The organism is Ruegeria sp. ANG-R (genome assembly GCF_000813985.1).
In the GTDB taxonomy this organism is placed as follows: Bacteria; Pseudomonadota; Alphaproteobacteria; order Rhodobacterales; family Rhodobacteraceae; genus Ruegeria.
On sequence record NZ_JWLJ01000005.1, the window covers coordinates 94,311 to 115,804 of the forward strand.

General features: G+C 59.5%; 19 protein-coding genes. 10 read left to right on the top strand and 9 right to left on the bottom strand.

Annotated features, from left to right (window positions below; all coding sequences use genetic code 11):
• The first annotated feature begins 32 nt into the window (after positions 1 to 32).
• The 5 genes from RA27_RS14295 (at position 33) to RA27_RS14315 (ending at position 5,687) form a co-directional block, all read left to right on the top strand.
• A complete protein-coding gene (locus RA27_RS14295) occupies positions 33 to 1,001 on the top strand; it encodes a Hint domain-containing protein (RefSeq protein ID WP_039540311.1) in 969 nt (322 codons plus the stop codon).
• Between the two features lie 39 nt (positions 1,002 to 1,040).
• Positions 1,041 to 1,781 carry a monofunctional biosynthetic peptidoglycan transglycosylase gene (gene mtgA, locus RA27_RS14300; protein ID WP_039540314.1) on the top strand — a complete coding sequence of 247 codons (741 nt, stop codon included), beginning with the start codon at positions 1,041 to 1,043 and terminating at the stop codon, positions 1,779 to 1,781.
• Between the two features lie 59 nt (positions 1,782 to 1,840).
• On the top strand, positions 1,841 to 2,506 hold the full coding sequence (locus RA27_RS14305; protein WP_039540317.1) for a glutathione S-transferase family protein: 666 nt from the start codon (positions 1,841 to 1,843) through the stop codon (positions 2,504 to 2,506).
• Positions 2,507 to 2,584: 78 nt separating this feature from the next.
• Positions 2,585 to 3,622 carry a tRNA epoxyqueuosine(34) reductase QueG gene (gene queG, locus RA27_RS14310; RefSeq protein ID WP_039540384.1) on the top strand — a complete coding sequence of 346 codons (1,038 nt, stop codon included), beginning with the start codon at positions 2,585 to 2,587 and terminating at the stop codon, positions 3,620 to 3,622.
• A 61-nt stretch (positions 3,623 to 3,683) separates the two neighbouring features.
• Entirely contained in the window at positions 3,684 to 5,687 is a 2,004-nt protein-coding gene (locus RA27_RS14315) for a hydantoinase/oxoprolinase family protein (protein WP_039540387.1), read from the top strand.
• A 25-nt stretch (positions 5,688 to 5,712) separates the two neighbouring features.
• Here RA27_RS14315 and msrA read toward each other — a convergent pair whose 3' ends face one another.
• The 7 genes from msrA to RA27_RS14350 form a co-directional block, all read right to left on the bottom strand.
• Positions 5,713 to 6,225, bottom strand: a complete 513-nt coding sequence (gene msrA, locus RA27_RS14320; RefSeq protein ID WP_039540320.1) for a peptide-methionine (S)-S-oxide reductase MsrA — start codon at positions 6,223 to 6,225, stop codon at positions 5,713 to 5,715.
• Positions 6,222 to 6,671: a peptide-methionine (R)-S-oxide reductase MsrB gene (msrB, locus tag RA27_RS14325; protein WP_039540323.1), complete on the bottom strand. Its 450-nt coding sequence runs from the start codon at positions 6,669 to 6,671 to the stop codon at positions 6,222 to 6,224. Before msrB ends, msrA begins: the two co-directional genes overlap by 4 nt.
• 95 nt (positions 6,672 to 6,766) lie before the next feature.
• Complete coding sequence (locus RA27_RS14330; RefSeq protein ID WP_039540324.1) at positions 6,767 to 7,645, bottom strand: DMT family transporter; 879 nt, start codon at positions 7,643 to 7,645, stop codon at positions 6,767 to 6,769.
• A gap of 112 nt (positions 7,646 to 7,757) precedes the next feature.
• A complete protein-coding gene (locus tag RA27_RS14335; RefSeq protein WP_039540327.1) occupies positions 7,758 to 8,045 on the bottom strand; it encodes an HU family DNA-binding protein in 288 nt (95 codons plus the stop codon).
• Positions 8,046 to 8,175: 130 nt separating this feature from the next.
• Entirely contained in the window at positions 8,176 to 9,639 is a 1,464-nt protein-coding gene (locus RA27_RS14340) for an AMP nucleosidase (protein ID WP_039540329.1), read from the bottom strand.
• Positions 9,636 to 11,438 carry an adenine deaminase gene (gene ade, locus RA27_RS14345; RefSeq protein WP_039540332.1) on the bottom strand — a complete coding sequence of 601 codons (1,803 nt, stop codon included), beginning with the start codon at positions 11,436 to 11,438 and terminating at the stop codon, positions 9,636 to 9,638. Before ade ends, RA27_RS14340 begins: the two co-directional genes overlap by 4 nt.
• 155 nt (positions 11,439 to 11,593) lie before the next feature.
• Positions 11,594 to 12,469, bottom strand: coding sequence for a LysR family transcriptional regulator (locus RA27_RS14350; RefSeq protein ID WP_039540335.1), 876 nt, complete (start codon positions 12,467 to 12,469; stop codon positions 11,594 to 11,596).
• Between the two features lie 120 nt (positions 12,470 to 12,589).
• Here RA27_RS14350 and RA27_RS14355 point away from each other — a divergent pair, with 120 nt between their 5' ends.
• Both RA27_RS14355 and RA27_RS14360 read left to right on the top strand, forming a co-directional pair.
• Positions 12,590 to 13,345: a class II aldolase and adducin N-terminal domain-containing protein gene (locus RA27_RS14355; RefSeq protein WP_039540338.1), complete on the top strand. Its 756-nt coding sequence runs from the start codon at positions 12,590 to 12,592 to the stop codon at positions 13,343 to 13,345.
• A 24-nt stretch (positions 13,346 to 13,369) separates the two neighbouring features.
• Positions 13,370 to 14,356 (top strand): sterol desaturase family protein, encoded by a 987-nt coding sequence (locus tag RA27_RS14360; protein ID WP_039540341.1) that lies wholly within the window; start codon positions 13,370 to 13,372, stop codon positions 14,354 to 14,356.
• A gap of 53 nt (positions 14,357 to 14,409) precedes the next feature.
• Here the strand turns inward: RA27_RS14360 and RA27_RS14365 are convergent, their stop codons facing one another.
• Complete coding sequence (locus tag RA27_RS14365; protein WP_039540390.1) at positions 14,410 to 15,042, bottom strand: class I SAM-dependent methyltransferase; 633 nt, start codon at positions 15,040 to 15,042, stop codon at positions 14,410 to 14,412.
• Between the two features lie 88 nt (positions 15,043 to 15,130).
• Here RA27_RS14365 and RA27_RS14370 point away from each other — a divergent pair, with 88 nt between their 5' ends.
• On the top strand, positions 15,131 to 15,976 hold the full coding sequence (locus RA27_RS14370; protein WP_039540344.1) for an SDR family oxidoreductase: 846 nt from the start codon (positions 15,131 to 15,133) through the stop codon (positions 15,974 to 15,976).
• A 46-nt stretch (positions 15,977 to 16,022) separates the two neighbouring features.
• Complete coding sequence (locus RA27_RS14375) at positions 16,023 to 17,006, top strand: glycosyltransferase (protein WP_039540347.1); 984 nt, start codon at positions 16,023 to 16,025, stop codon at positions 17,004 to 17,006.
• Between the two features lie 15 nt (positions 17,007 to 17,021).
• On the opposite strand, the gene RA27_RS14380 is transcribed toward RA27_RS14375, so the two are convergent.
• Positions 17,022 to 18,635, bottom strand: coding sequence for a GMC family oxidoreductase N-terminal domain-containing protein (locus tag RA27_RS14380; protein WP_039540393.1), 1,614 nt, complete (start codon positions 18,633 to 18,635; stop codon positions 17,022 to 17,024).
• A gap of 367 nt (positions 18,636 to 19,002) precedes the next feature.
• Between RA27_RS14380 and katG the strand changes: the two genes are divergently transcribed.
• Complete coding sequence (gene katG, locus RA27_RS14385; protein ID WP_039540350.1) at positions 19,003 to 21,207, top strand: catalase/peroxidase HPI; 2,205 nt, start codon at positions 19,003 to 19,005, stop codon at positions 21,205 to 21,207.
• Positions 21,208 to 21,494 lie beyond the last annotated feature (287 nt).

The window sequence follows — 21,494 nt, forward strand, 5'->3', positions numbered from 1 at the left end:
TCCCGGCGACATGAGTGAAGTGGAGTTTCGGTATGCCCACGACCTATACAGACCAGTTTTTTGAGATCGATCCGGCCAATCCAGGTGCGAATGGAACGGTGGTTGGATCGACGCTGAATGTTCAGGTGTTTGATATTGTCGACCATGACGATGACGGTCTGATCAACCGGTTGGACCCGGCCGGAGGAGGCGTTGGCGATACCGTTGATGGATCGGACATCACGTCGTCTTTCTTTGATGATATGGTGACTATTGAACTGCCGGACGGGTCACAGGTTACCTACACCGGAGTGACGTTTTACCTGGCCGACGGACGTGAGGTTTTTACGCCGACCGACGGGAAAGTTCTGCAGTCGGGAACCTTTGTAAGCTCGTCTTTCACCGATACCAGCGATAACGGGGCAAGCTTCGGCTCGGTCGACGTTGGCAATGGTGATCTTGGTCCGCCGTGCTTTACGCCCGGCACCCTGATCAGCACGCCCGACGGACCGCGCCCGGTCGAAAGTCTGACGCCAGGCGATCTGGTCACTACGGCGGACAGCGGCGCGAAACCTGTCCTCTGGGTCGGTCGGACGGCGGTGGCGGCTGAGGGGAAGCTTGCTCCGATCCGGTTCGAGGCAGGGTTGTTCGGACTTACCCGGCCTCTTCTGGTTTCGCCACAGCATCGAATGCTGATTGATGACTGGCGCGCACCGTATCTCTATGGTCATGCCGAGGTTCTGATCGCTGCGCATTGCCTTGTGAACGGCAAAACGGTGACGCGCGTCGAGGGCGGTGAGGTGGAATACATCCACCTTCTGTTCCGACGGCATGAGATTGTGTTTGCCAATGGGGCCAAAAGCGAAAGCTATTATCCGGGCCATGCAGTCGCGCAGTCCGAACTTGAAACGCAGGCTGAGGTGCTCGCGCTGTTCCCCGAGTTGCAGGCGCGTGGCGCGGCAGCGGCCAAGACGGCGCGGCCGGTGATCCGCCCGCGTGACGGTCGGGTGATGGCAAAATAATCCGTTTTCAAAAGCGCCTGTCGCGGCGTATAGCAAGGCATGGCAAAAAAAGCAGGCCGCAAGACTCGCGGTAAGAAAAAACAGGCGACCAAGGCAAACAAGGTATCAGGCGCAATCGCATGGATGCGCCGCTGGGCGCTGCGTGTGGCCTTGGCGGGGGCTGCGGTTTTTATGGTACTGGTGCTGCTTTATGCGGTCGTGAATCCTCCGGTTACGCATACGATCTGGTCCGAGTGGCGGCGGCTGGGCCGGGTCGAGCGTGAGTGGGTACCGATCGAAGAGATATCACCCATTATGGCGCGGTCGGTGGTGGCGGCTGAGGATGCGAATTTCTGCCTGCACTGGGGCTTTGACGTCGAGGCGATCCGCGACGCGCTGGAAGATGGCGGCAGCCGAGGGGCCTCGACCATTACGCAGCAGGTGGTGAAGAATGTATTCCTGTGGCAGGGGCGCAGCTGGGTACGCAAGGCGCTTGAGACTTCGATGACCCCGGTGATCGAGATGGTCTGGAGCAAGCAGCGCATCCTTGAGGTCTATCTGAACGTCGCCGAAACCGGGCAGGGCGTGTTCGGGGTCGAGGCGGCGGCGCAAAGGTACTATGGCGTCAGCGCGGCGGAGATGTCACCGGTTCAGGCGGCACGTCTGGCGGCGATTCTGCCGTCCCCGCGCAATCGCTCGGTCACCGACCCGTCGGTGCGGACGCGACGTCGGGCAGCGTCGATATTGGATGGGGCGGCCACCATCCGCGCAGATGGACGCGCCGACTGTTTCGAGGATTGAAACCCAAGCCCGTCAGAGGCTAAAGCTTGAGAGGTATTCTCTGGTTCGATTGGAAGTCCATGGCGCGTCTGTTTCACGTTCCCCTCTCACCCTATTGCCGCAAGGTTCGCCTGTCTCTTGCTGAAAAGAAGATCGAGGTTGAACTGGTTGAAGAACGATACTGGGAACAGGACCCGGATTTTCTGCGCCGCAACCCGGCCGGTAAGGTTCCGGTACTGCGACTGGATGGACAGATCATGGCCGAAAGCGCGGCAATCTGCGAATACATTGAAGAAACCCGGCCCGAGCCGCCCCTGATGCCAAAGAAACCCGAGGCGCGATACGAGGTCAGGCGCCTTGTGGGGTGGTTCGATGACAAGTTCCATCGCGAAGTCACGTCGAAATTGCTCTATGAGCGTGTGAACAAGAAGGTGACGGGGCAAGGGTATCCGGACAGCAAGAATGTCAAGGAAGGCGCGCGGGCGATCAAGTATCATCTGGATTACATGGCCTGGCTGCTGGATCATCGCCGCTGGCTGGCCGGGGATCAGATGACATTGGCCGATTTTGCCGCCGCGGCGCATCTGTCGGCGCTGGATTATATTTCGGATGTGGACTGGAACCGCAGTTCTGCGGTGAAGGACTGGTACGCCAAGATCAAGTCGCGCCCGGCGTTCCGGTCAATTCTGGCCGATCAGGTGCCGGGATTCCGGCCGCCGCCGCATTACGCCGATCTGGATTTCTGATAGGGTGCCGGAAAAGGGGGCTGTCTGCCCCCTCTTGGCCCGTTGGGCCAATTCACCCCCGAGGATATTTTTGGCCAGATGAAGAGCGGATCGGACCTGAAAGAAAAGCTGGTGACACAGGCGCTGGCAGAGGGGTTTGTGGCCTGCCGGGTTTGTCGTCCGTGGGATGTACCGCAGGTTCCTGAACGGCTGGGGGCGTTTCTTCAGGCAGGATATCATGGTCAGATGAGCTGGATGGCCGAACGGGCGCATTGGCGTGCCGATCCGTCGGTCTTATGGCCCGAAGCGCGGTCAGTGGTTATGCTGGCTGAGAGTTACAAGCCCGAGCATGATCCGACCGAGATTTTAAGGTATCCGCAGTCAGGTGCAATTTCGGTTTATGCGCAAAACAAGGACTACCACGACCTGGTCAAGAAACGCCTGAAGCGTTTGGCGCGCTGGCTGATTGCTGAGGCTGGTGGAGAGGTAAAGGTGTTTGTCGATACTGCCCCTGTGCCTGAAAAGGCTTTGGGTCAGGCTGCGGGGTTGGGGTGGCAGGGTAAGCATACAAATTTGGTTAGCCAGGATTGGGGAAATTGGGCCTTCTTAGGCTCTGTTTTTACTACCCTTGATTTACCGACCGACGGTGCTGAGGTGGATCATTGCGGATCGTGCCGGGCCTGCTTGACGGCTTGCCCGACCAATGCGTTTCCCGCGCCGTATCAGTTAGATGCGCGGCGCTGTATATCGTATCTGACTATCGAGCATAAGGGACCGGTCGATGAGGACCTGCGCGCCCTGCTGGGCAACCGAATTTACGGCTGTGACGACTGTTTGGCCGCCTGTCCGTGGAATAAGTTCGCGGTCGCTGCCAGCGACATACGTTATGCTGCACGGGAAGAGTTGAAGGCACCCGCGCTTGCAGATTTGGCAGTGTTGGATGATACGGCGTTTCGCGCGCTGTTCTCTGGCTCACCCATCAAGCGGATCGGGCGGGATCGGTTTGTGCGCAACGTGCTTTATGCGATTGGTAATTCCGCACAGCCTTCGTTGCTGTCCGTTGCGCGAGATCTGGTTGAGGACCCTGATCCGGCTGTTGCGGATGCCGCGCGCTGGGCGGTGGAGAGGTTGTCGTAAACGGGCTGGACGCGCCGTGTGAAAACGCTACACCCGATTCTGCGAACAGATGGAGGGCCTGATGGCGCTGGCTTTGGGGGTAGATACGGGTGGAACCTATACGGACGCGGTGCTGATCCGGGACGAGCGCGAGGTTGTTGCCTCGGCTAAGTCGCTGACGACCCGGGCAGATTTGGCGGTCGGGGTTGGTCGGGCGATCTCGGCAGTGCTGGAGGACGCCCAGGTCGCGCCCGATCAGATCGGATTGGCTTCCTTGTCGACCACTCTTGCCACCAACGCGCTGGTCGAGGGGCAGGGGGGGCGCATTGCACTGATTTATGTCGGATTTCGTGACAGTGATCTGGAAAAGCACGGGTTGCGGGAAGCACTGAAAGGCGACCCCGCGTTGGTTCTGGCAGGGGGGCATAACCATGCGGGCGGCGAGAAAGAACCGTTGGATGTTCCGGGGCTTGAGGCCTTTTTGGCCTCTCATGAGGGCATATCCGGCTATGCCGTTGCGGCACAGTTCGCCACCCGAAATCCGGCTCATGAACTGGAGGTCGCGCGCGTGATTGCCGAAAGAACCCGCACTCCGGTGACATGTTCGCATCATTTGTCAGCCAAACTGAATGGGCCGAAACGAGCCGTAACGGCGGTGCTGAATGCGCGGCTGATCGGTATGATCGACCGGTTGATCGGCCGGGCGCAGGATCAGTTGCGGGAACAGGGCATCACTGCGCCGATGATGGTTGTGCGCGGGGACGGGGCACTGATGAGCGCCGAACAGGCGCGGGAGCGCCCGATCGAAACAATCCTCAGCGGCCCGGCGGCATCGATTGTGGGCGCGCGATGGTTGACTGACGTCGATAATGCTTTGGTATCGGACATTGGCGGGACTACTACCGATGTCGCCTTGATCCGGGACGGGAAGCCGGCAATCGATCCTGCCGGTGCGCAGGTTGGCGGTTTTCGTACGATGGTCGAGGCTGTCGCGATGCGTACCCACGGTCTCGGCGGCGACAGCCAGGTGCATGTATTGACCGAAGGGCTTCGGGGTGGCGTTTTCCTTGGCCCGCGCCGGGTGCTTCCGGTCTCGCTGATCGCGGCCGAAGCGCCGGAAGTGGTTCATGCTGCATTGGACGAACAGTTGCGGGCGACAACTGTCGGAGAGCATGACACCCGTTTCGCGCGGCGTGTGCCGGGTATCCCTGCTGATGGTGTTGGTCCGCGTGAAGCCGTTTTGCTGGACCGATTAGGCGATCAGGTTCTGCCGCTGGGCGGGTTGCTGCAAACGCAGATGGAGCACGGCGCGCTGGGCCGCCTCGTGGATCGTGGGATATTGCAGGTTTCAGGCGTAACGCCGTCGGATGCCAGCCATGTTCTGGGGCGGTTGGACGATTGGGATGCGGCTGCGGCACGCAAAGCGCTGGAACTGGTGGCGCGCAAGCGGGTTGGTTCGGGCGAACAACTGGCGAAATCACCCGAGGCGTTGGCACAAATGATCGTGGATCAACTGACCGAGCAGACCTCTTTGACCTTGTTAGAGACTGCTTTTGCCGAAGAAACGAATGGATTTGGGCTTTCGGCGCAAGAGCTCGCGCGGCATGTACTGACCCGGCGCGCTCTGGCAAGGCACAGAGGTCTGCTGGCACTGGATGCTGCGTTGAACGTGGATGTGGTTGGCTTGGGGGCGTCGGCGCCCAGCTATTATCCTGCGGTGGGTGAGCGGCTGCACTGCAACATGATCCTGCCTGAACACGCGGGCGTCGCGAATGCGATCGGTGCGGTTGTGGGACGGATGACCCTTCGCCGGTCCGGCACGGTCACCTCTCCGGCAGAGGGCAGATACCGGGTGCATCTTGAAGAGGGCCCTCAAGATTTCCCGGATTCTGGTGCTGCGCTTGAAGTTCTTGAAACCGCATTGAAAAATGAAGTCGAAGGCGCCGTGCGCGAAGCGGGCGCCGAGGATATTCGTGTGACTGTCGATCGGGATATCCGCATGGCCCGGATCGAGGCACAAGAGGTGTTTGTCGAGGCGTTGGTCACCGTTGAAGCCAGCGGAAGACCAAGGGTGGCGGTCGGATAGCCCCAAGTCGGGGCTACCCGGCAATCTATTCCGCTGCGCTGGATCGTTTGGGCAGCACCCAGTTCTGGCGCGGGAAGTGACAGGTATAGCCGTTCGGGATACGTTCAAGATAATCCTGATGCTCGGCCTCGGCCTCCCAGAAATCACCGACGGGTTCGACCTCGGTCACCACGTTACCCGGCCAAAGGCCACTGGCATTTACATCCGCAATCGTGTCGTCGGCCACCTGCTTCTGGGCGTCGTCCACGTAATAGATGGCCGAGCGATAGCTCATACCACGGTCATTGCCCTGCCGGTTAGGCGTGGTGGGGTCGTGAATCTGGAAAAAGAACTCCAATAGATCGCGATATGTGATCCGCGTGGGGTCGAACCAGATCTCGATCCCTTCGGCATGAGTGCCATGGTTGCGGTAGGTGGCGTTCGGGACGTCGCCGCCGGTATAGCCGACACGGGTCCGGGAGACACCGGGCAGCTTGCGGATCAGATCCTGCATACCCCAAAAGCAGCCACCGGCCAAAACAGCACGTTGTTCAGTCATTGGACGTCCTCCACATGAATCAGGTACTCGCCATAACCCTCGGCTTCCATCGCATCACGATGGATAAACCGCAGCGAGGCGGAATTAATACAGTATCGCAGCCCGCCATGTTCACGCGGCCCGTCGGGGAATACATGCCCCAGATGGCTGTCCCCGTGTTTCGAGCGGACCTCGGTGCGGATCATGCCCAGAGTGCGGTCTTCGAATTCTTCCACATGCTCATGGATGATGGGTTTGGTGAAGCTGGGCCAGCCACAACCAGATTCGTACTTGTGGGTCGAAGCGAACAACGGCTCGCCGGAAACAATATCCACATAGATGCCCGGTTCCTTGTTGTTCAGGTGCTTACCGGTGCCGGGGCGCTCGGTGCCACTTCGCTGCGTGACGCGGAACTCCTCTGGCGACAGGGCGGCAATTGCTTCGGGTGATTTGGAATAGCGGGTCATGGCTCCTCCGTTTCTCTTTTCTTTGCCACAATAGATGGGGTTTGACGGGCGAAAGCAAAGGCTTGTTACATCGCCTCGCGCAGACGTGCGGACAATCAGGCCGGCTTTGGTGCCGGCGCACGTGAAAGCTGCACGGCCAGAATACCCAGTGTGGTGATCAGAACACCGACCGCGTCCAGCGGACCCAGCCGTTCACCCAACAGGATGGCGGCTATGGTTACACCGAATACCGGATTGAGGAAATGGAAGGTTGCGGCCCGGATCGGGCCGATGCGATCCAGCAGCAGGAACCATATGAACGTCGCCAGCAGGCCCGGAAACAGCGTGGTATAGGTGAAGGCCAGCGCAAAGGACAGGGTGGGGTGTATATAGATGTCCTCGAACATCGGGGCGGCGAGGAACAATGCCGCAGAACCGATCAGCATTTGCAGCCCGACCACCATCATGAAATTCCCGCCCGAGGTCGCCCCCCGAACCGCAAGCGTGGCGAAGGTCAACGCCAGTGCGCCGATTCCGCAGAGCAGTATGCCAAACAGGTCGACACCCGCGCTGATCCGGCTGCCCATGATCAGGGCAACGCCGGCGAACCCTGCCAACAGGCCGATGACGCCGAGCGGGCGCAGCCGCTCACCCAAAAGAAGCCACCCGGCCAGCGCCACCAGCAGCGGCATGGTTGATGCAATGATCGCTGCGACCGAGGCTTCGATTGTCTGCATAGCGTAGAAATTCAGACCCAAATAAAGGGCATTCTGGCAGATTCCGAACAGAATAGTGGCCCGCCATTGGCCCGGCGTCAGGCGCCAGCTTTGACCCATCGCTCGTGCAATCGCCACGCCCAGCAGACCCGAGATCAAAAACCGCAGCGCCAGCGAGAACAATGGCGAGGCATCGGCGACAATGATCCGCGCCGAGGTGAAGGCCGATGACCAGATCAGGGCAAAGACAAGCCCCATGGCGATGGCGCGCAGATCCATTTTGACTTCCCTTTCAACTTCGGGCGACTGTCACTGGTTTTCGATCCTGCCGCAAGGAAAAGGGGCCGCCCGATGGCGACCCCCTTCGATCTTGTGATCTGTGTTCGGCGGTTTAGCCGTTCACGCTGTCTTTCAGAGCTTTCGCGATGGTCATCTTGACCACCTTGTCGGCCTCTTTCTTGAACTGCTCGCCAGTGGCGGGGTTGCGTACCATGCGCTCGGGGCGCTCGCGGCAGTAGATTTTGCCAACGCCGGGCAGGGTGACTGCGCCGCCAGCCGAAACTTCGCGGGTGATCAGGCCGGTCATGGCCTCCAGCGCGGTGTTCGCGGATTTCTTGTCAGTTCCCATTTCCTCAGCGAGAGCAGCCACCAGCTGAGTCTTTGTCATAGGCTTTGCCATTTCTTGGTCTCCTTAACGTGCCCGATAAATAGGGCCTCACCGCGTAACTGTAACGGGATATTGTGGACGAACACAACGAATAGTAGCGCGAAAAACCCCAAAAATAGGGGAAATTCGTTGCTTTTTTGCTTCAGAGAAAGGCCGTTTCGTCAAACGAACGCAATTTCCGGCTGTGTAAACGCTCCAGCGGCATACCACGCAGGTGTTCCATCGCCCGAATTCCGATCGCCAGATGGCGACTGACCTGAGTGGTATAAAACGCCGAGGCCATGCCGGGAAGCTTTAATTCACCATGCAATGGTTTGTCCGAGACACAGAGCAAAGTTCCGTAAGGCACCCGAAACCGGTACCCGTTTGCCGCAATCGTTGCGCTTTCCATATCAAGCGCAACCGCGCGCGACTGGCTGAGACGCTGCACCGGCCCGGACTGGTCGCGCAGTTCCCAGTTGCGATTGTCGACCGAGGCCACCGTACCCGTGCGCATGATCCGTTTCAGTTCGTACCCTTCCAACTCGGTCACCTCGGCCACCGCCCGCTCCAGCGCCACCTGAATTTCGGCCAGCGGTGGAATCGGAACCCAGACCGGAAGGTCGTCATCCAGCACCTTGTCCTCGCGCAGATAGGCATGTGCCAGAACAAAATCCCCCAGTGCCTGGGTATTGCGCAACCCGGCGCAGTGCCCGACCATCAACCAAGCGTGCGGACGCAGAACCGCAATATGGTCGGTGGCGGTTTTGGCATTCGATGGTCCGACGCCGATATTGACCAACGTAATCCCCGATCCATCCGCGCGTTTCAGGTGATAGGTCGGCATCTGCGGCAATTTCAGAGGCTGATTGATTATGGTTTCCGCGTCGGTGATCTCAACATCACCGGTTGACACAAAACTGGTATAGCCGCTTTCGGGATCGGCCAATTGGGTCCGCGCGTAGCTTTCGAATTCCGATACGTAGAACTGGTAGTTGGTGAACAGCACGTGGTTCTGGAAATGACTGGGGTCTGTCGCTGTGTAGTGCGACAACCGTGCCAGAGAATAATCCACGCGCTGGGCGGTAAACAGCGCCAGAGGGCCCACTTCATCAGCGGGCTCGTAAACCCCGTTTACGATGTCATCATTGGTTGTGCTGAGATCCGGAACGTCAAACACATCGCGAAGCGTAAACCCCGCGGGTCCCTGCTGGAGCGAGCCAAGCTCGGAATTGCTGGCAACGGCAAAATGTAGCGGAATCGGGGTGTCAGATGCTCTGATCGTGACCGGCTGGTCATGGTTCTTGATCAACAGGGCAATTTGCTGAATCAGGTAGGATCGAAACAGATCGGGCCGCGTCACGGTGATGGCATGGGTTCCGGGTTCGGACACATGGCCAAAGCTCAGGCGGCTGTCGACCTGCGCGTATGACGACGTTTTGATGCGAATTTCCGGGTAGTAGGCTCTGAAACGCTCGGACGGGGCGCCGTCTCTCATTGCCTTTGTGAAGTTATCGCACAGAAAGGTCGTGGCCTGTTTGTAGAGTTGCTCCAGCCGCGCGACAGCGGCTTTTGGATCGGTGAACTGCTCGGCCGGTACAGCATCGGGTGTGTTTATGATTGTCATGAAAGGGGTTCCAGAAGGTCGATCTTCTTAAATGTACGCACGTCCACCAGCCCAAGATCGGAAATCCTCAGTTCCGGGATCACGACGAGGGCAAGAAGAGAATGCTGCATATACGCGTTGTTGAGGTGACAGCCGCAGACTTGCATCGCCTTGACCATCTGTTCGGCCCTGGTGGCGACTTCGGTTGCCGGGCTGTCGGACATCAGGCCCGCGATTGGCAGTTCTACCAGCGCCAGTTCTTCCCCATCCCGGAAGATGGTGATGCCACCGCCAATCTCGGCCAGCCGGTTCGCGGCCAGCGCCATCTGATCGCGGTCGGTGCCTACGACAATCATGTGATGGCTGTCATGCGCCACGGTCGAGGCCATGGCCATCCGTCCCCGATACCCAAAGCCCGAGACAAACGCGTTGACCACACCACCGGTTGCGCGATGCCGTTCGACCAGCGCGATCTGACAGACATCCCCTTCGCCTTCGACCAGGCCCTCGACGATCGGTAGATCTGCCTGCAACGCCTGCGTGGGCGCCTGATTTTCCACCACTCCGATCACGTTGGCCCTGACCCTGTTGGCTCCTGTGGGTGCTGCGATCTCGAAATCGGTCGAGGTCAGTTCGTGCCCGAGATGAACGGTGTCGCGTGCTTTCGCGGGCCAGTTCAGATGCGGGCAGTCGACCGCAACCTCTCCGTTCTCGGCCACAACCCGGCCTCGTGCAATGACGGTTTCGATTGGCAAGTCTGTCAAATCTGAGCTCAGGACAATATCCGCGCGCCGTCCCGGGGTAATCGAACCGATCTCACGCTCCAGTCCAAAATGGGTCGCTGTGTTGATGGTCGCCATTTGAAGCGCGACCAGAGGATCACACCCGCAGGCAATCGCATGGCGCACCACGCGGTTCATGTGGCCATCGTTGACCAGCGTACCGGAATGACAATCATCCGTGCAAAGAATGAAATTCCGCGGGTCCAGCCCCTTTTCGGTCACAGCGGTGATCTGGCTTTTCACGTCGTACCAGGCGGACCCCAGCCGCATCATCGACCGCATCCCCTGCCGGACCCGAGCGATGGCGTCAGCCTCGCAGGTGCCTTCATGATCGTCTGCGGGGCCACCCGCGACATAGGCGGAGAAATCAGAGCCTAAGTCGGGCGAAGCGTAGTGCCCGCCAACGGTTTTCCCCGCCCGCTGGGTCGCCGCGATTTCCGCCAGCATCTTCGGGTCGCCGTTGATAACGCCGGGAAAGTTCATCATCTCTCCCAACCCGATGACGCCGGGCCAGGACATTGCCTCGGCCACGTCTTCGGGGGTGATCTCGTACCCGGTCGTCTCCAACCCCGGCGCAGAGGGCGCGCAGGACGGCATTTGGGTGAAGATGTTCACCGGCTGCATCAGGGCTTCGTCATGCATCAGGCGTACGCCTTCGAGGCCAAGCACATTGGCGATCTCGTGCGGGTCAGTGAACATGGATGTGGTGCCATGCGGAATGACCGCGCGGGCAAATTCGGCAGGGGTCAGCATACCTGACTCGATGTGCATATGCGCGTCGCACAGACCGGGAATCATGTATCGACCGCGCGCATCGATGATCCGGGTTTCAGACCCGATGCAATGAGAGGCGTCCGGTCCCACAAAGGCCACACGCCCCGCTATGATCGCCACATCATGATCGGGCAGGGTTTCCCGGCTGTGCACATTGACCCAGATGCCGCCACGGATCACCGTATCGGCAGCCTCTCGGCCAGCGGCAACAGCGATGAGACGAGGGGCGGTATCGGGCCAACTTGGGAAGGGAGTGTATTCCATGGCCCAACTTTCCCGAATGCGGCGCGAGGTGCAACCCCCACCGGTAAGGTATCATGGAATCATCACAAAACCCGCCAACCGCAGCGCGCCAGCGCTGCCCGGCCCAACCCGAGGAGATGCCCGGGGGCATTGACGAGGGGCGGGAGCCGCCTGCTTCAGGTTTGTGCGTCAGCCTCGATCTCTGCGCGCAGCCAGTCTGCAAAGGCCAGCGCGCCGGGTGTTTCCTCGGCCTGAGGGGATAGCAGCATGTAATAGGCCTCGGGCATGGCGGAGCGATGCCTGAATGGCGCGATCAGGAGACCTTCGTCAATCGATCGGCGCGCGATCACGTCATGGGCGAGGCACAACCCGCCTCCGGCCATCGCAACAGACAGGCTGACCAGATAGGTTGTTGAGTACGTAACCTGAGGTTTTTCCCAGGTTAGACCCTGTTCTGTAATCCAGCTTTCCCAGTTCGAAAGCAGGTTGGAGCAGTCGAACAGAGGGTGTTGCTGCAGCGACTCCAGCGTTACCCGGAAGCCTGGGGCACAGACGGGGTAGTAGTGGTCGGTTCGCAACAATTCGGTGCGTACTGTGTCGGCCGGGCGAAGCGAATATCGGATCTCAACCGCAGCGCCCTCGGCCATCTCACGAGGTTCCCACAATTCGGTAAAGATGTTCAGATGGACATCCGGATGAAGCGCCCGAAATCGGGGTAGGCGCGGCGCCAGCCAGTTGACCGCAAAGGTGATGTTGCTCTGCACCTGAACCGCGTTTTGTTGCGCACCCGTGACGGCCTGCGTGCCCCGTACCAAAGTCCGGAACGCTTCGCGCACGACCGGCAGATAGGTGATACCTGCTTCGGTCAGCTCCAACGCGCGCGGGCGGCGCAGGAACAGGGGTTGGCCCAGATAGCCTTCCAGCGATTTCACCTGCTGGCTGACTGCGCTTTGCGTCATGTTCAGATCGCGCGCCGCACCGGTGAATGACAGATGCCGTGCCGCCGCCTCGAACGTGCGCAGCCAGCCCAGTGGAGGAAGCGGTTTCTGCATATGCATCACTCTGCCATTAGTTCTTCTAATGAATTAGGCGTGTTTTTTTCGTTGGTCAAACTTTTGCGGTGCGGGCACGATTTCATCCAAAGACCCGATCACCCCGCGAAGGAGCCCGGCATGAGCGTCGCCAATCTGCGCCCCAACATCGATCACTGGCCCGAGCGTGTGGACATGGCCGCCGCCTTCCGCTGGACCGAGCGTCTCAACATGCATGAAGGGGTGGCGAACCATTTCAGCTTGGCCGTGAATGCAGACGGCACGCAGTTTCTGATGAATGCCAACCAGATGCATTTCTCGCGGATCAAAGCGTCCAACCTGCTGCTGCTGGATGCCAATGACAAAGATGTCATGGATCAGCCCGGCGCGCCGGACCCGACGGCTTGGGGGCTGCACGGGTCGATCCACCGCCATTGTCGCCATGCCCGCTGCGTGATGCACGTGCATTCGATTTTTGCGACGGTACTGGCCTCGCTGGCAGACAGCACCCTGCCGCCGATCGATCAGAACACCGCGACCTTTTTCAACCGCTATGTGATCGATGAAGAATTCGGCGGTCTGGCGTTTGAAAGTGAAGGCGAGCGTTGTGCTTCAATGCTCTCGGACCCGAAGAAGAAGGTTATGATCATGGGTAATCACGGGGTTCTGGTAATCGGCAGCAGCCCTGCAGATGCCTTTAATAGGCTCTATTATTTCGAACGCGCTGCCGAGACATACATTCGTGCCCTTCAAACCGGGCAACCCTTGCGCGTTCTGTCCGATGAGATTGCCGAGAAAACCGCGCAAGAGCTTGATGAGTATCCCGGACAGGCCGAAGCGCATCTGCGCGAAATCAAATCTGTTCTGGATGCCGAAGGCTCGGACTACGCCACCTAAAGCGCCCTCTAAGGAGTTGCAGCCATGACCGATGCACATGACGCAGAAGCCGCCCGCTGGAATTACCGCCCCGATGGCCCGGTGGGTTTGAACCCTTTGTTCAACTGGCCACCACGTCCTGCGGCTGTCCTGAACTGGTACAGAGGAGCTTGGCTGCCGCTTACGTCGCTGACGCTTTGCATGGTAATGGCTACAATCGCCTATTTCGCGTTTTTACCTGCATTAGAGACCATGCAGACATTCGCGCCCGGTTGGATGTTCCGCGTCTGGCTGCTGAATCTGGTGCCCCAGATCGTCGTCGCAGGGGGGCTGCACTGGTGGCTTTACATGCGCAAAGGTCAGGGCATGTACAAGAAATTCGACCGCCGTGATCTGACCCGCAACAATGGCTCGTTTACCTTTCGGAACCAGGTTTTGGACAATATCTGGTGGACGTTGGGCAGCGCGATGACCGTGGCGACGGTCTATCAGTGGCTGATCTACTGGGCGATGGCGAATGGCTATGCGCCGGTCATAACCTGGGCTGCTGCACCGGTCTGGTTTGTGATCTGGATGCTGCTGATCCCGATGTGGTCCGGGCTGCATTTTTACTGGGTGCACCGGTTGGAGCATCATCCGAAGCTTTATAAACACGTCCATGCCGTGCATCACCGCAACGTCAATATCGGGCCGTGGTCAGGGATATCGAACCACTGGTATGAAAACCTGCTTTATTTCACGACCTACTTCATCCATCTGATCGTGCCCTCGCATCCGCTGCATGTGCTGTTTCACGTCTACTTCCAACAGATCAGCCCCGTGCTGTCCCACTCGGGGTTCGAAAAGCTGAAGGCTGGCGAAACGGACGCCGCGCGGGCCGGGGATTTCTTCCACCAGCTTCATCACCGGTATTTCGAGTGCAACTATGGCACGTCCGAGATTCCGTTCGACAAGTGGTTCGGCACCTATCACGACGGTTCGGCCGAGGCGACGACGCGGACGCGGGCCTACAAGAAGCAGATGTATACCTGAACGAGTGGGGCGCACGGGTCCGCTGCGATCGTCGGCGTTCGAGTTCAGCTAGTTCACATTTTTTCGAACAACGCGATCTGGGCGGTATCATCTTTGTTGGGACCGGCGGCCAGATCGCCATAAATACGAACCTGCGTGAACGACAGATTGCCGATCTGCCCGGCCTCGAGACGATGGAATGTATCGGCAAAGCCCAACGCCTCAAAATGCTTTGCATTAATCGACAGGGCGAATTGCGCGCCGGGACGTGCGACACGCAGAAGCGCTGGAAAGACCTCGGGTCCCAGATGGCCATGAGTGAAGGTTCCGGAGGATACGACACCGGCATAACTGCCGCGCGGGACCGGCAGGCCCTGATTCAGATCGGCCTCAATCGCGTCGCGGTAAATATCTTTGCGCATCGCCTGGTCCAGCATTTCGCCGCTGATATCGGTGGCATCAATCGGCCCCACGCCCAACCCGGCCAGAACCGCGCCGCATAATCCCGTGCCCGCGCCGACATCCAATACCGGGCCCTGTCCGCCCGCACCCACGAAGGCGCGTGCTGTGTGGATGTGGAGCTGGTAATCGTTGAGCGCAGCAAAACTGTCATCGTAATCCCCGGCCCATTCTGCATAGAGGCGCTTGTTCTCCTCGGGCGATTTCAGGGAATAGGCGGTGTGCAGGTCGGGTGTATTTTTACTCATATCCCAATGAATGCGCATCAGAGGATTCGAATCAAGTGCGTCCATCCGGCGCTTGCATCCCCGGGCCGGGCGGATCATCAAAGGGCCTATGACACAGACACTCTTTTCCTTCGGCCACGGCTATTCCGCCCGCGCTGTATCGAGGCGACTAGATCCAACCGCGTGGCGGGTCATCGGAACCACGCGCGATGCAAAACAACTTGAGACCATTCGCGCTTCGGGTGCTGACCCTCGTGTCTGGCCGGGGGATCGGCCTGATCTGGATGGCGTGACGCACCTTCTGATCTCGACCGCGCCCACAGCCGAAGGTGACCCTGTATTGGCTGAGCTGCAGCACGAGATCGCAGCGCGTGCCAAACAGTTCAAATGGGTCGGGTATCTGTCGACCACGGCAGTATACGGCGATCATCAGGGAGGTTGGGTGGATGAGACCACGCCGCCCGCGCCGACTGCCGAACGCGGCCGGTGGCGCGTACACGCCGAAACGCAATGGGCCGAGATTCCGGGCCTGCCACTGCATATATTCCGTCTGGCAGGCATATACGGTCCGGGGCGCGGGCCGTTCTCGAAGCTCAAACGCGGGGGATTGCGGCGGATCATCAAGCCGGGGCAGGTATTTTCTCGTATTCATGTGGATGACATTGCGCAGGTGCTGACCACATCGATGGCCAGGCCCAATCCGGGTGCGATCTACAATGTCTGCGATGACGAACCGGTGCCGCCGCAGGACGTGATCGGGTATGCTGCCGAGTTGCAGGGCCTGCCGCTGCCACCTGCGGTCTCGTTCGATGAGGCCGATCTGACCCCGATGGCGCGCAGCTTTTATAACGAAAACAAACGTGTCCGAAATGATCGGATCAAATCCGAACTGGGTGTCTCGTTGCTCTATCCGAATTACCGCGTGGGGCTGGAAGCGCTGATGAACCCCTCGTGACCGCTGCGCCTTGTCAAGAAACGGATGCGGGTTGTATGGGGGTGCGATGAAGGATCGCTCTGCCCCGCTGAAGATTACCGTCTCGACCCTTACCCGGCAGCGGCCCGGTATGCTGGCCGCGTTGATCCAGAGCTGGGGAGAGATGACGCTGCCGCCCGAGTGTTCAGTTCGATGCCTGGTGGTTGAGAACGACAGCTCGGCGCTGAGCGAGGATACAGTGCGGGCGGCGGGTGACGTTCTGCCCAATGGCGCGGGTTTGGATTACGTCCTCGAAACCGAGCCGGGTATCCCCTTCGGGCGCAACCGTGCAGCGCGCGAAGCGCTGGAGCACGGCTCGGATCTGCTTTGTTTTGTGGATGACGACGAAGTGGTGGCATCCGACTGGCTTGAGCGGCTGGTCGACGGATATCGCGGCAGTTCAGCAGTGCTGCTGGGTGCGCCGCTACGTGCTGCGGGGCCGACGGGTCAGGAATCTCCACTGCAACGGCTGATGCTGCGCAACATCAGTAACCGTTACCTCGACAAGGAAAAAGCGGCTGCGCACAAGGCCACGCTGAATGATACGGGCGGCGTGACCATCGTGACCAACAATTGGCTGGGCGAAACGCGCCTGTTCAGCGAAACCGGCCTCTGGTTCGACGAATCCATGCGGATGACGGGCGGAACAGACGCAAAGTTCTATGCCGAGACCGTTGCCGCCGGGCTGCCTGTCGGGTGGGTTCCAGACGCATTTGTGTACGAGACCATTCCGCCCGAGCGCTTGTCGTTCTGGTATCAGGCCGCCCGAGGGCGGGATCAGTCCAACACCCATATGCGTCGCAAGCTTGATCAGAAGCCGGCAAAAGCCGTCCTGGGTTTTCTGAGCGCCCCGTTGCGCCTTGTGGCGCTGCTGGGGGCGATCCTGTTGTTTCCATTTCAGCCGGATCGGCGGCTGATACAAATCGCCCGCACAGCCGGGTGGCTGGTCGGAGTTCTGGGGATTCCCTTCGGTTACAAATCGGCGCTCTACAAGAAAGTCAGCGGCCACTGAACCTGCGCCGACGGATCAGGCGGACGCGAGAATCAGGTCAGACGCTTTTTCCGCAATCATCATGGTTGGTGCATTGGTATTGCCGGAAATCAGCGTCGGCATGATTGAGGCGTCTACCACGCGCAATCCCGCAATGCCTCGCACACGCAAATCCGGGCCGACGACCGCCATGTCGTCGACTCCCATCTTGCAGGTGCCCACCGGGTGATAGATCGTATCCGCGCGGGCCCGGATATGCCGTTCCCAATCCGCATCGGTTCGGGCGGTGTCGGTGCTGAACAGTTCCTTGTGTCTGTAGTCGCTCAGCGCCGGGGCCTGCATGATGTCCCGCATCATCCGGGCCCCCTTGATCATCGTGTCCAGATCGCGCGGGTCGGACAGAAATCGGGGGTCGATCGCGGGGGGTGCCATGGGATCGGCACTGTTCAGAGAAACCGACCCCCGGCTTTCCGGGCGCAGTTTGCAGATATGGCAGCTATAGCCGTATCCCATATGCAGCTTGCGCGCATGGTCATCTACCAACGCGATGGCAAAGTGCAGTTGGATGTCCGGCCTTTCGAGGTCGGGTGCGGTTTTCAGAAAGGCTGCCCCTTCGGCAAAGGGCGTGGCCGCCATCGACACGCCGGTTTTCCGCCAGCGCCACAAATGCCGGATCAATTTGGCCGACCCGATCGCGCCGATCCCGAACGTATCTGTGTTTTTGGTCTTGTAGGCGAGCGTGAAGTCCAGATGGTCCTGCAGGTTCTGCCCGACGCCGGGCAGGTCGTGGCGCGCCGCGATTCCATGTTTCGCCAGAACCGCGCCATCCCCGATGCCCGACAACATGAGAAGATGCGGGGACTTCAGCGCTCCTGCACATACCAGGACTTCGCGCTTGGCCGATACACTCAGGCCCGTTTCATTCCCCTTGCGATAGGTCACGCCGGTTGCGCGCAGCCCATCAAAGGTCAGGCGTTCGGTGTGGGCACCTGTGATGACCGTCAGATTTGACCTGTTCATGACCGGGAACAGATACGCCGCCGCGGCCGAGCATCGCTCTCCGTTGCGGGCCGGATCGTGGAACTGCGTGACCTGATAGAGCCCCGCCCCCTCATTGTCGCCGCGATTGAAGTCGTCAGTCCGGCGGTGCTGCAACTGGGTGGCGGCCTCGACAAATGCGCGCGAGATCGCGCGCTCCTGTTTCTGGTCCGATACTTGTAGCGGTCCGGCATCGCCACGCAGATCATCCGCGCCGCGCTCATTATTCTCGGAGCGTTTGAAATAGGGAAGTACGCTGTCCCAATCCCAACCTTCGCATCCGAGATCAGCCCAGCCGTCATAGTCCTGACGTTGTCCCCGGATATACAGCATTGCATTGATTGCGCTGGACCCGCCAAGGGTTTTACCGCGCGGCTGGTAGCCCATGCGCCCGTTCAGGCCGGGTTGAGGGACGGTTTCAAAGGCCCAGTTGTTGATCCTGGGCCGTCCCGGCAGCATGGCGACAACGGCGGCAGGCATACGGACGAGCAAACTGTTGCCCCGCCCGCCCGCTTCCAGCAGGCATACTTTGTTTTTGGGGTTTGCGCTTAGTCGATTGGCCAGAACTGCCCCTGCCGAGCCTCCTCCTACGATCACATAGTCGAACTTCACCGCCATCCCCTCATGTCGCATCCGAATGTCACTGTGAAGGCCGGCAACAAAAACGCAATCATGACGCTGCGGCTGTATCGCCGGGGGGTTAACCGGAGCGCAGCGGGTTACAGATACTGTTGATAGCTTAAGGTTATCAATTTCATCAAAAAACAAAACTTATATGAATGGTTTTGATTTGCTAAATCTATGTCCAGACAGCAAGAACGAGTCGTTAATGCACTTATCCACGATGAAGCAGGGCGGAGCGGCGCATCAGCGCGCAGCGCTCGTGTTTGTGGTGGGTGCGATGAGGCTCTTGGGTTCTGTTTTTCGGATCGGATTTAACCGCGCGACACATACACCATAGCCAGGATTGGAGATCGAAATGGACGGAAGTGACAACCCAAACACGGGCAAATGCCCGGTGATGCATGGATCGGCGGGTGGCCGGACCAACCGCGACTGGTGGCCCAACCAGCTGAACATCTCCATTTTGCACCAGCACGGGGTTGCCTCGAACCCGATGGGTGAGGCGTTCGACTATGCGGAAGAGTTCAAAAAGCTCGATCTGCAGGCGCTGAAAGAGGACCTGTATGCGCTGATGACGGATTCGCAGGACTGGTGGCCCGCAGATTACGGACATTATGGCGGCCTGTTCATCCGTATGGCGTGGCACAGCGCCGGCACCTATCGGACAGCGGATGGCCGCGGCGGCGCTTCGACGGGCAATCAGCGTTTTGCACCGCTCAACAGCTGGCCGGACAACGGCAACCTGGACAAGGCGCGCCGTCTGCTTTGGCCGATCAAGCAGAAATACGGCAACCAGATCTCCTGGGCGGACCTGATCATTCTCGCGGGCAACTGCGCCATTGAGTCGATGGGCGGCAAGACCTTCGGCTTCTCCGGCGGCAGGGAAGACATCTGGGCGCCCGAGGAAGATATCTATTGGGGGGCCGAAACCGACTGGCTGGCCCCGACGGAAAATCCTCATAGCCGCTATTCGGGCGAGCGCGATCTGGAAAATCCATTGGCCGCCGTTCAGATGGGTCTGATCTATGTGAACCCCGAAGGCCCGGACGGAGAACCGAACATTCTGGCCTCGGGTCGAGACATCCGCGACACCTTTGGCCGGATGGCGATGAATGACGAGGAAACCGTCGCGTTGGTCGCCGGTGGGCATACCTTTGGCAAGGCGCATGGCGCTGGCGACCCCGGTCTGGTCGGCCCCGAACCCGAAGCGGCTCCGCTAGAAGAGATGGGCCTTGGCTGGATCAATGCGTTCGGCAGCGGCAAGGGCGACGACACCACCACCTCGGGCATCGAAGGTGCCTGGACCGCGAACCCGATCAAATGGGACAATGGCTATTTCGACCTGCTGTTCGGCTATGACTGGAACCTTACCAAGAGCCCCTCGGGCGCATGGATTTGGGAGCCGGTTGGCGTCAGGGAAGAAGACATGGCCCCGGCGGCGGGTGACCCGTCGAAAAAGGTCAAGACCATGATGACCACCGCCGACATGGCGATGCGCATGGACCCGATCTATGGCCCGATCTCGAAACGCTTCCACGAGAACCCGGACGAGTTCGCCGATGCCTTCGCCCGCGCCTGGTTCAAGCTGACCCACCGCGACATGGGTCCACGTTCGCGTTATCTTGGGTCCGAGGCCCCGGCAGAAGAGTTGTTGTGGCAGGATAACGTTCCGGCCGTCGATCATGAGCTGATTGATGAGGCGGACGCAGCCGATCTGAAGGCCAAGATTCTCGCCACCGGGCTTTCGGTATCCGATCTGGTGTCGACCGCATGGGCTTCGGCCTCGACCTTCCGCGGATCGGATATGCGTGGTGGCGCCAATGGAGCGCGTATTCGACTGGCCCCGCAGAAAGATTGGGAGGTTAACGAACCGTTGAAGCTGTCCAGGGCTCTGGATGCGCTTGAGGGGGTTCAGAAGGCGTTCAATGACGCGCAAACTGGCGGCAAGAAAGTTTCATTGGCCGATGTCATTGTTCTGGGTGGTGCGGCTGCAATTGAACAAGCCGCCAAGTCTGCTGGTCACGATGTTGACGTGCCCTTTACGCCCGGTCGGACCGATGCCTCGCAAGAACAGACGGATGTCGACTCCTTCGCCGTGATGGAGCCCATTGCCGATGGTTTCCGCAACTACCTGCACAAGGATTACTCGGTTCCGGCAGAGGCTCTGCTTGTAGACCGAGCGCAACTGCTGACGCTTTCCGCACCCGAGATGACTGCGCTTGTCGGCGGGATGCGTGTGCTGGGTGCAAACTTCGGCGACACGTATCACGGTGTGCTCACTGACCGGATTGGTACGCTCAGCACCGACTTCTTCGTGAACCTGCTGGATATGGGGACCGAGTGGAAACCGTCGGGTGATGGCACCTATGAGGGCCGTGACCGGTCCAGCGGCGACGTGAAGTGGACGGGCACCCGGGTTGATCTGGTCTTTGGGTCGAACTCGCAGTTGCGGGCATTGGCTGAGGTCTATGGTCAGGACCACGCAGGCGGAAAATTTGTCTGCGATTTCGTATCGGCCTGGAACAAGGTGATGAACGCGGATCGCTTTGATTTGACGTGAATCAGCGATCATCGCAGTGAATCGCGCCGTCCGAGGAGACTCGGGCGGCGTTTTCGTTCGCCCGAGTCCCGGGATGCCTACCAAGCATTGGGTATGATTCCGCCGAAAGGCTGTTCTTTCCGTCGCTGCAAACCTCGTTCTAGCGAGTTCTCGGGAGGTTTTATTAAGCTAACCTGTTGTTTTTATTAATGAGGGAAAGATTCTTTCGGGAATTGCGAAGTTTTTTGAAAATGGGGGTTGCAGGTCCCGAACCCAATCCGTAAATACCCCTTCACCGGCGCTGCTGA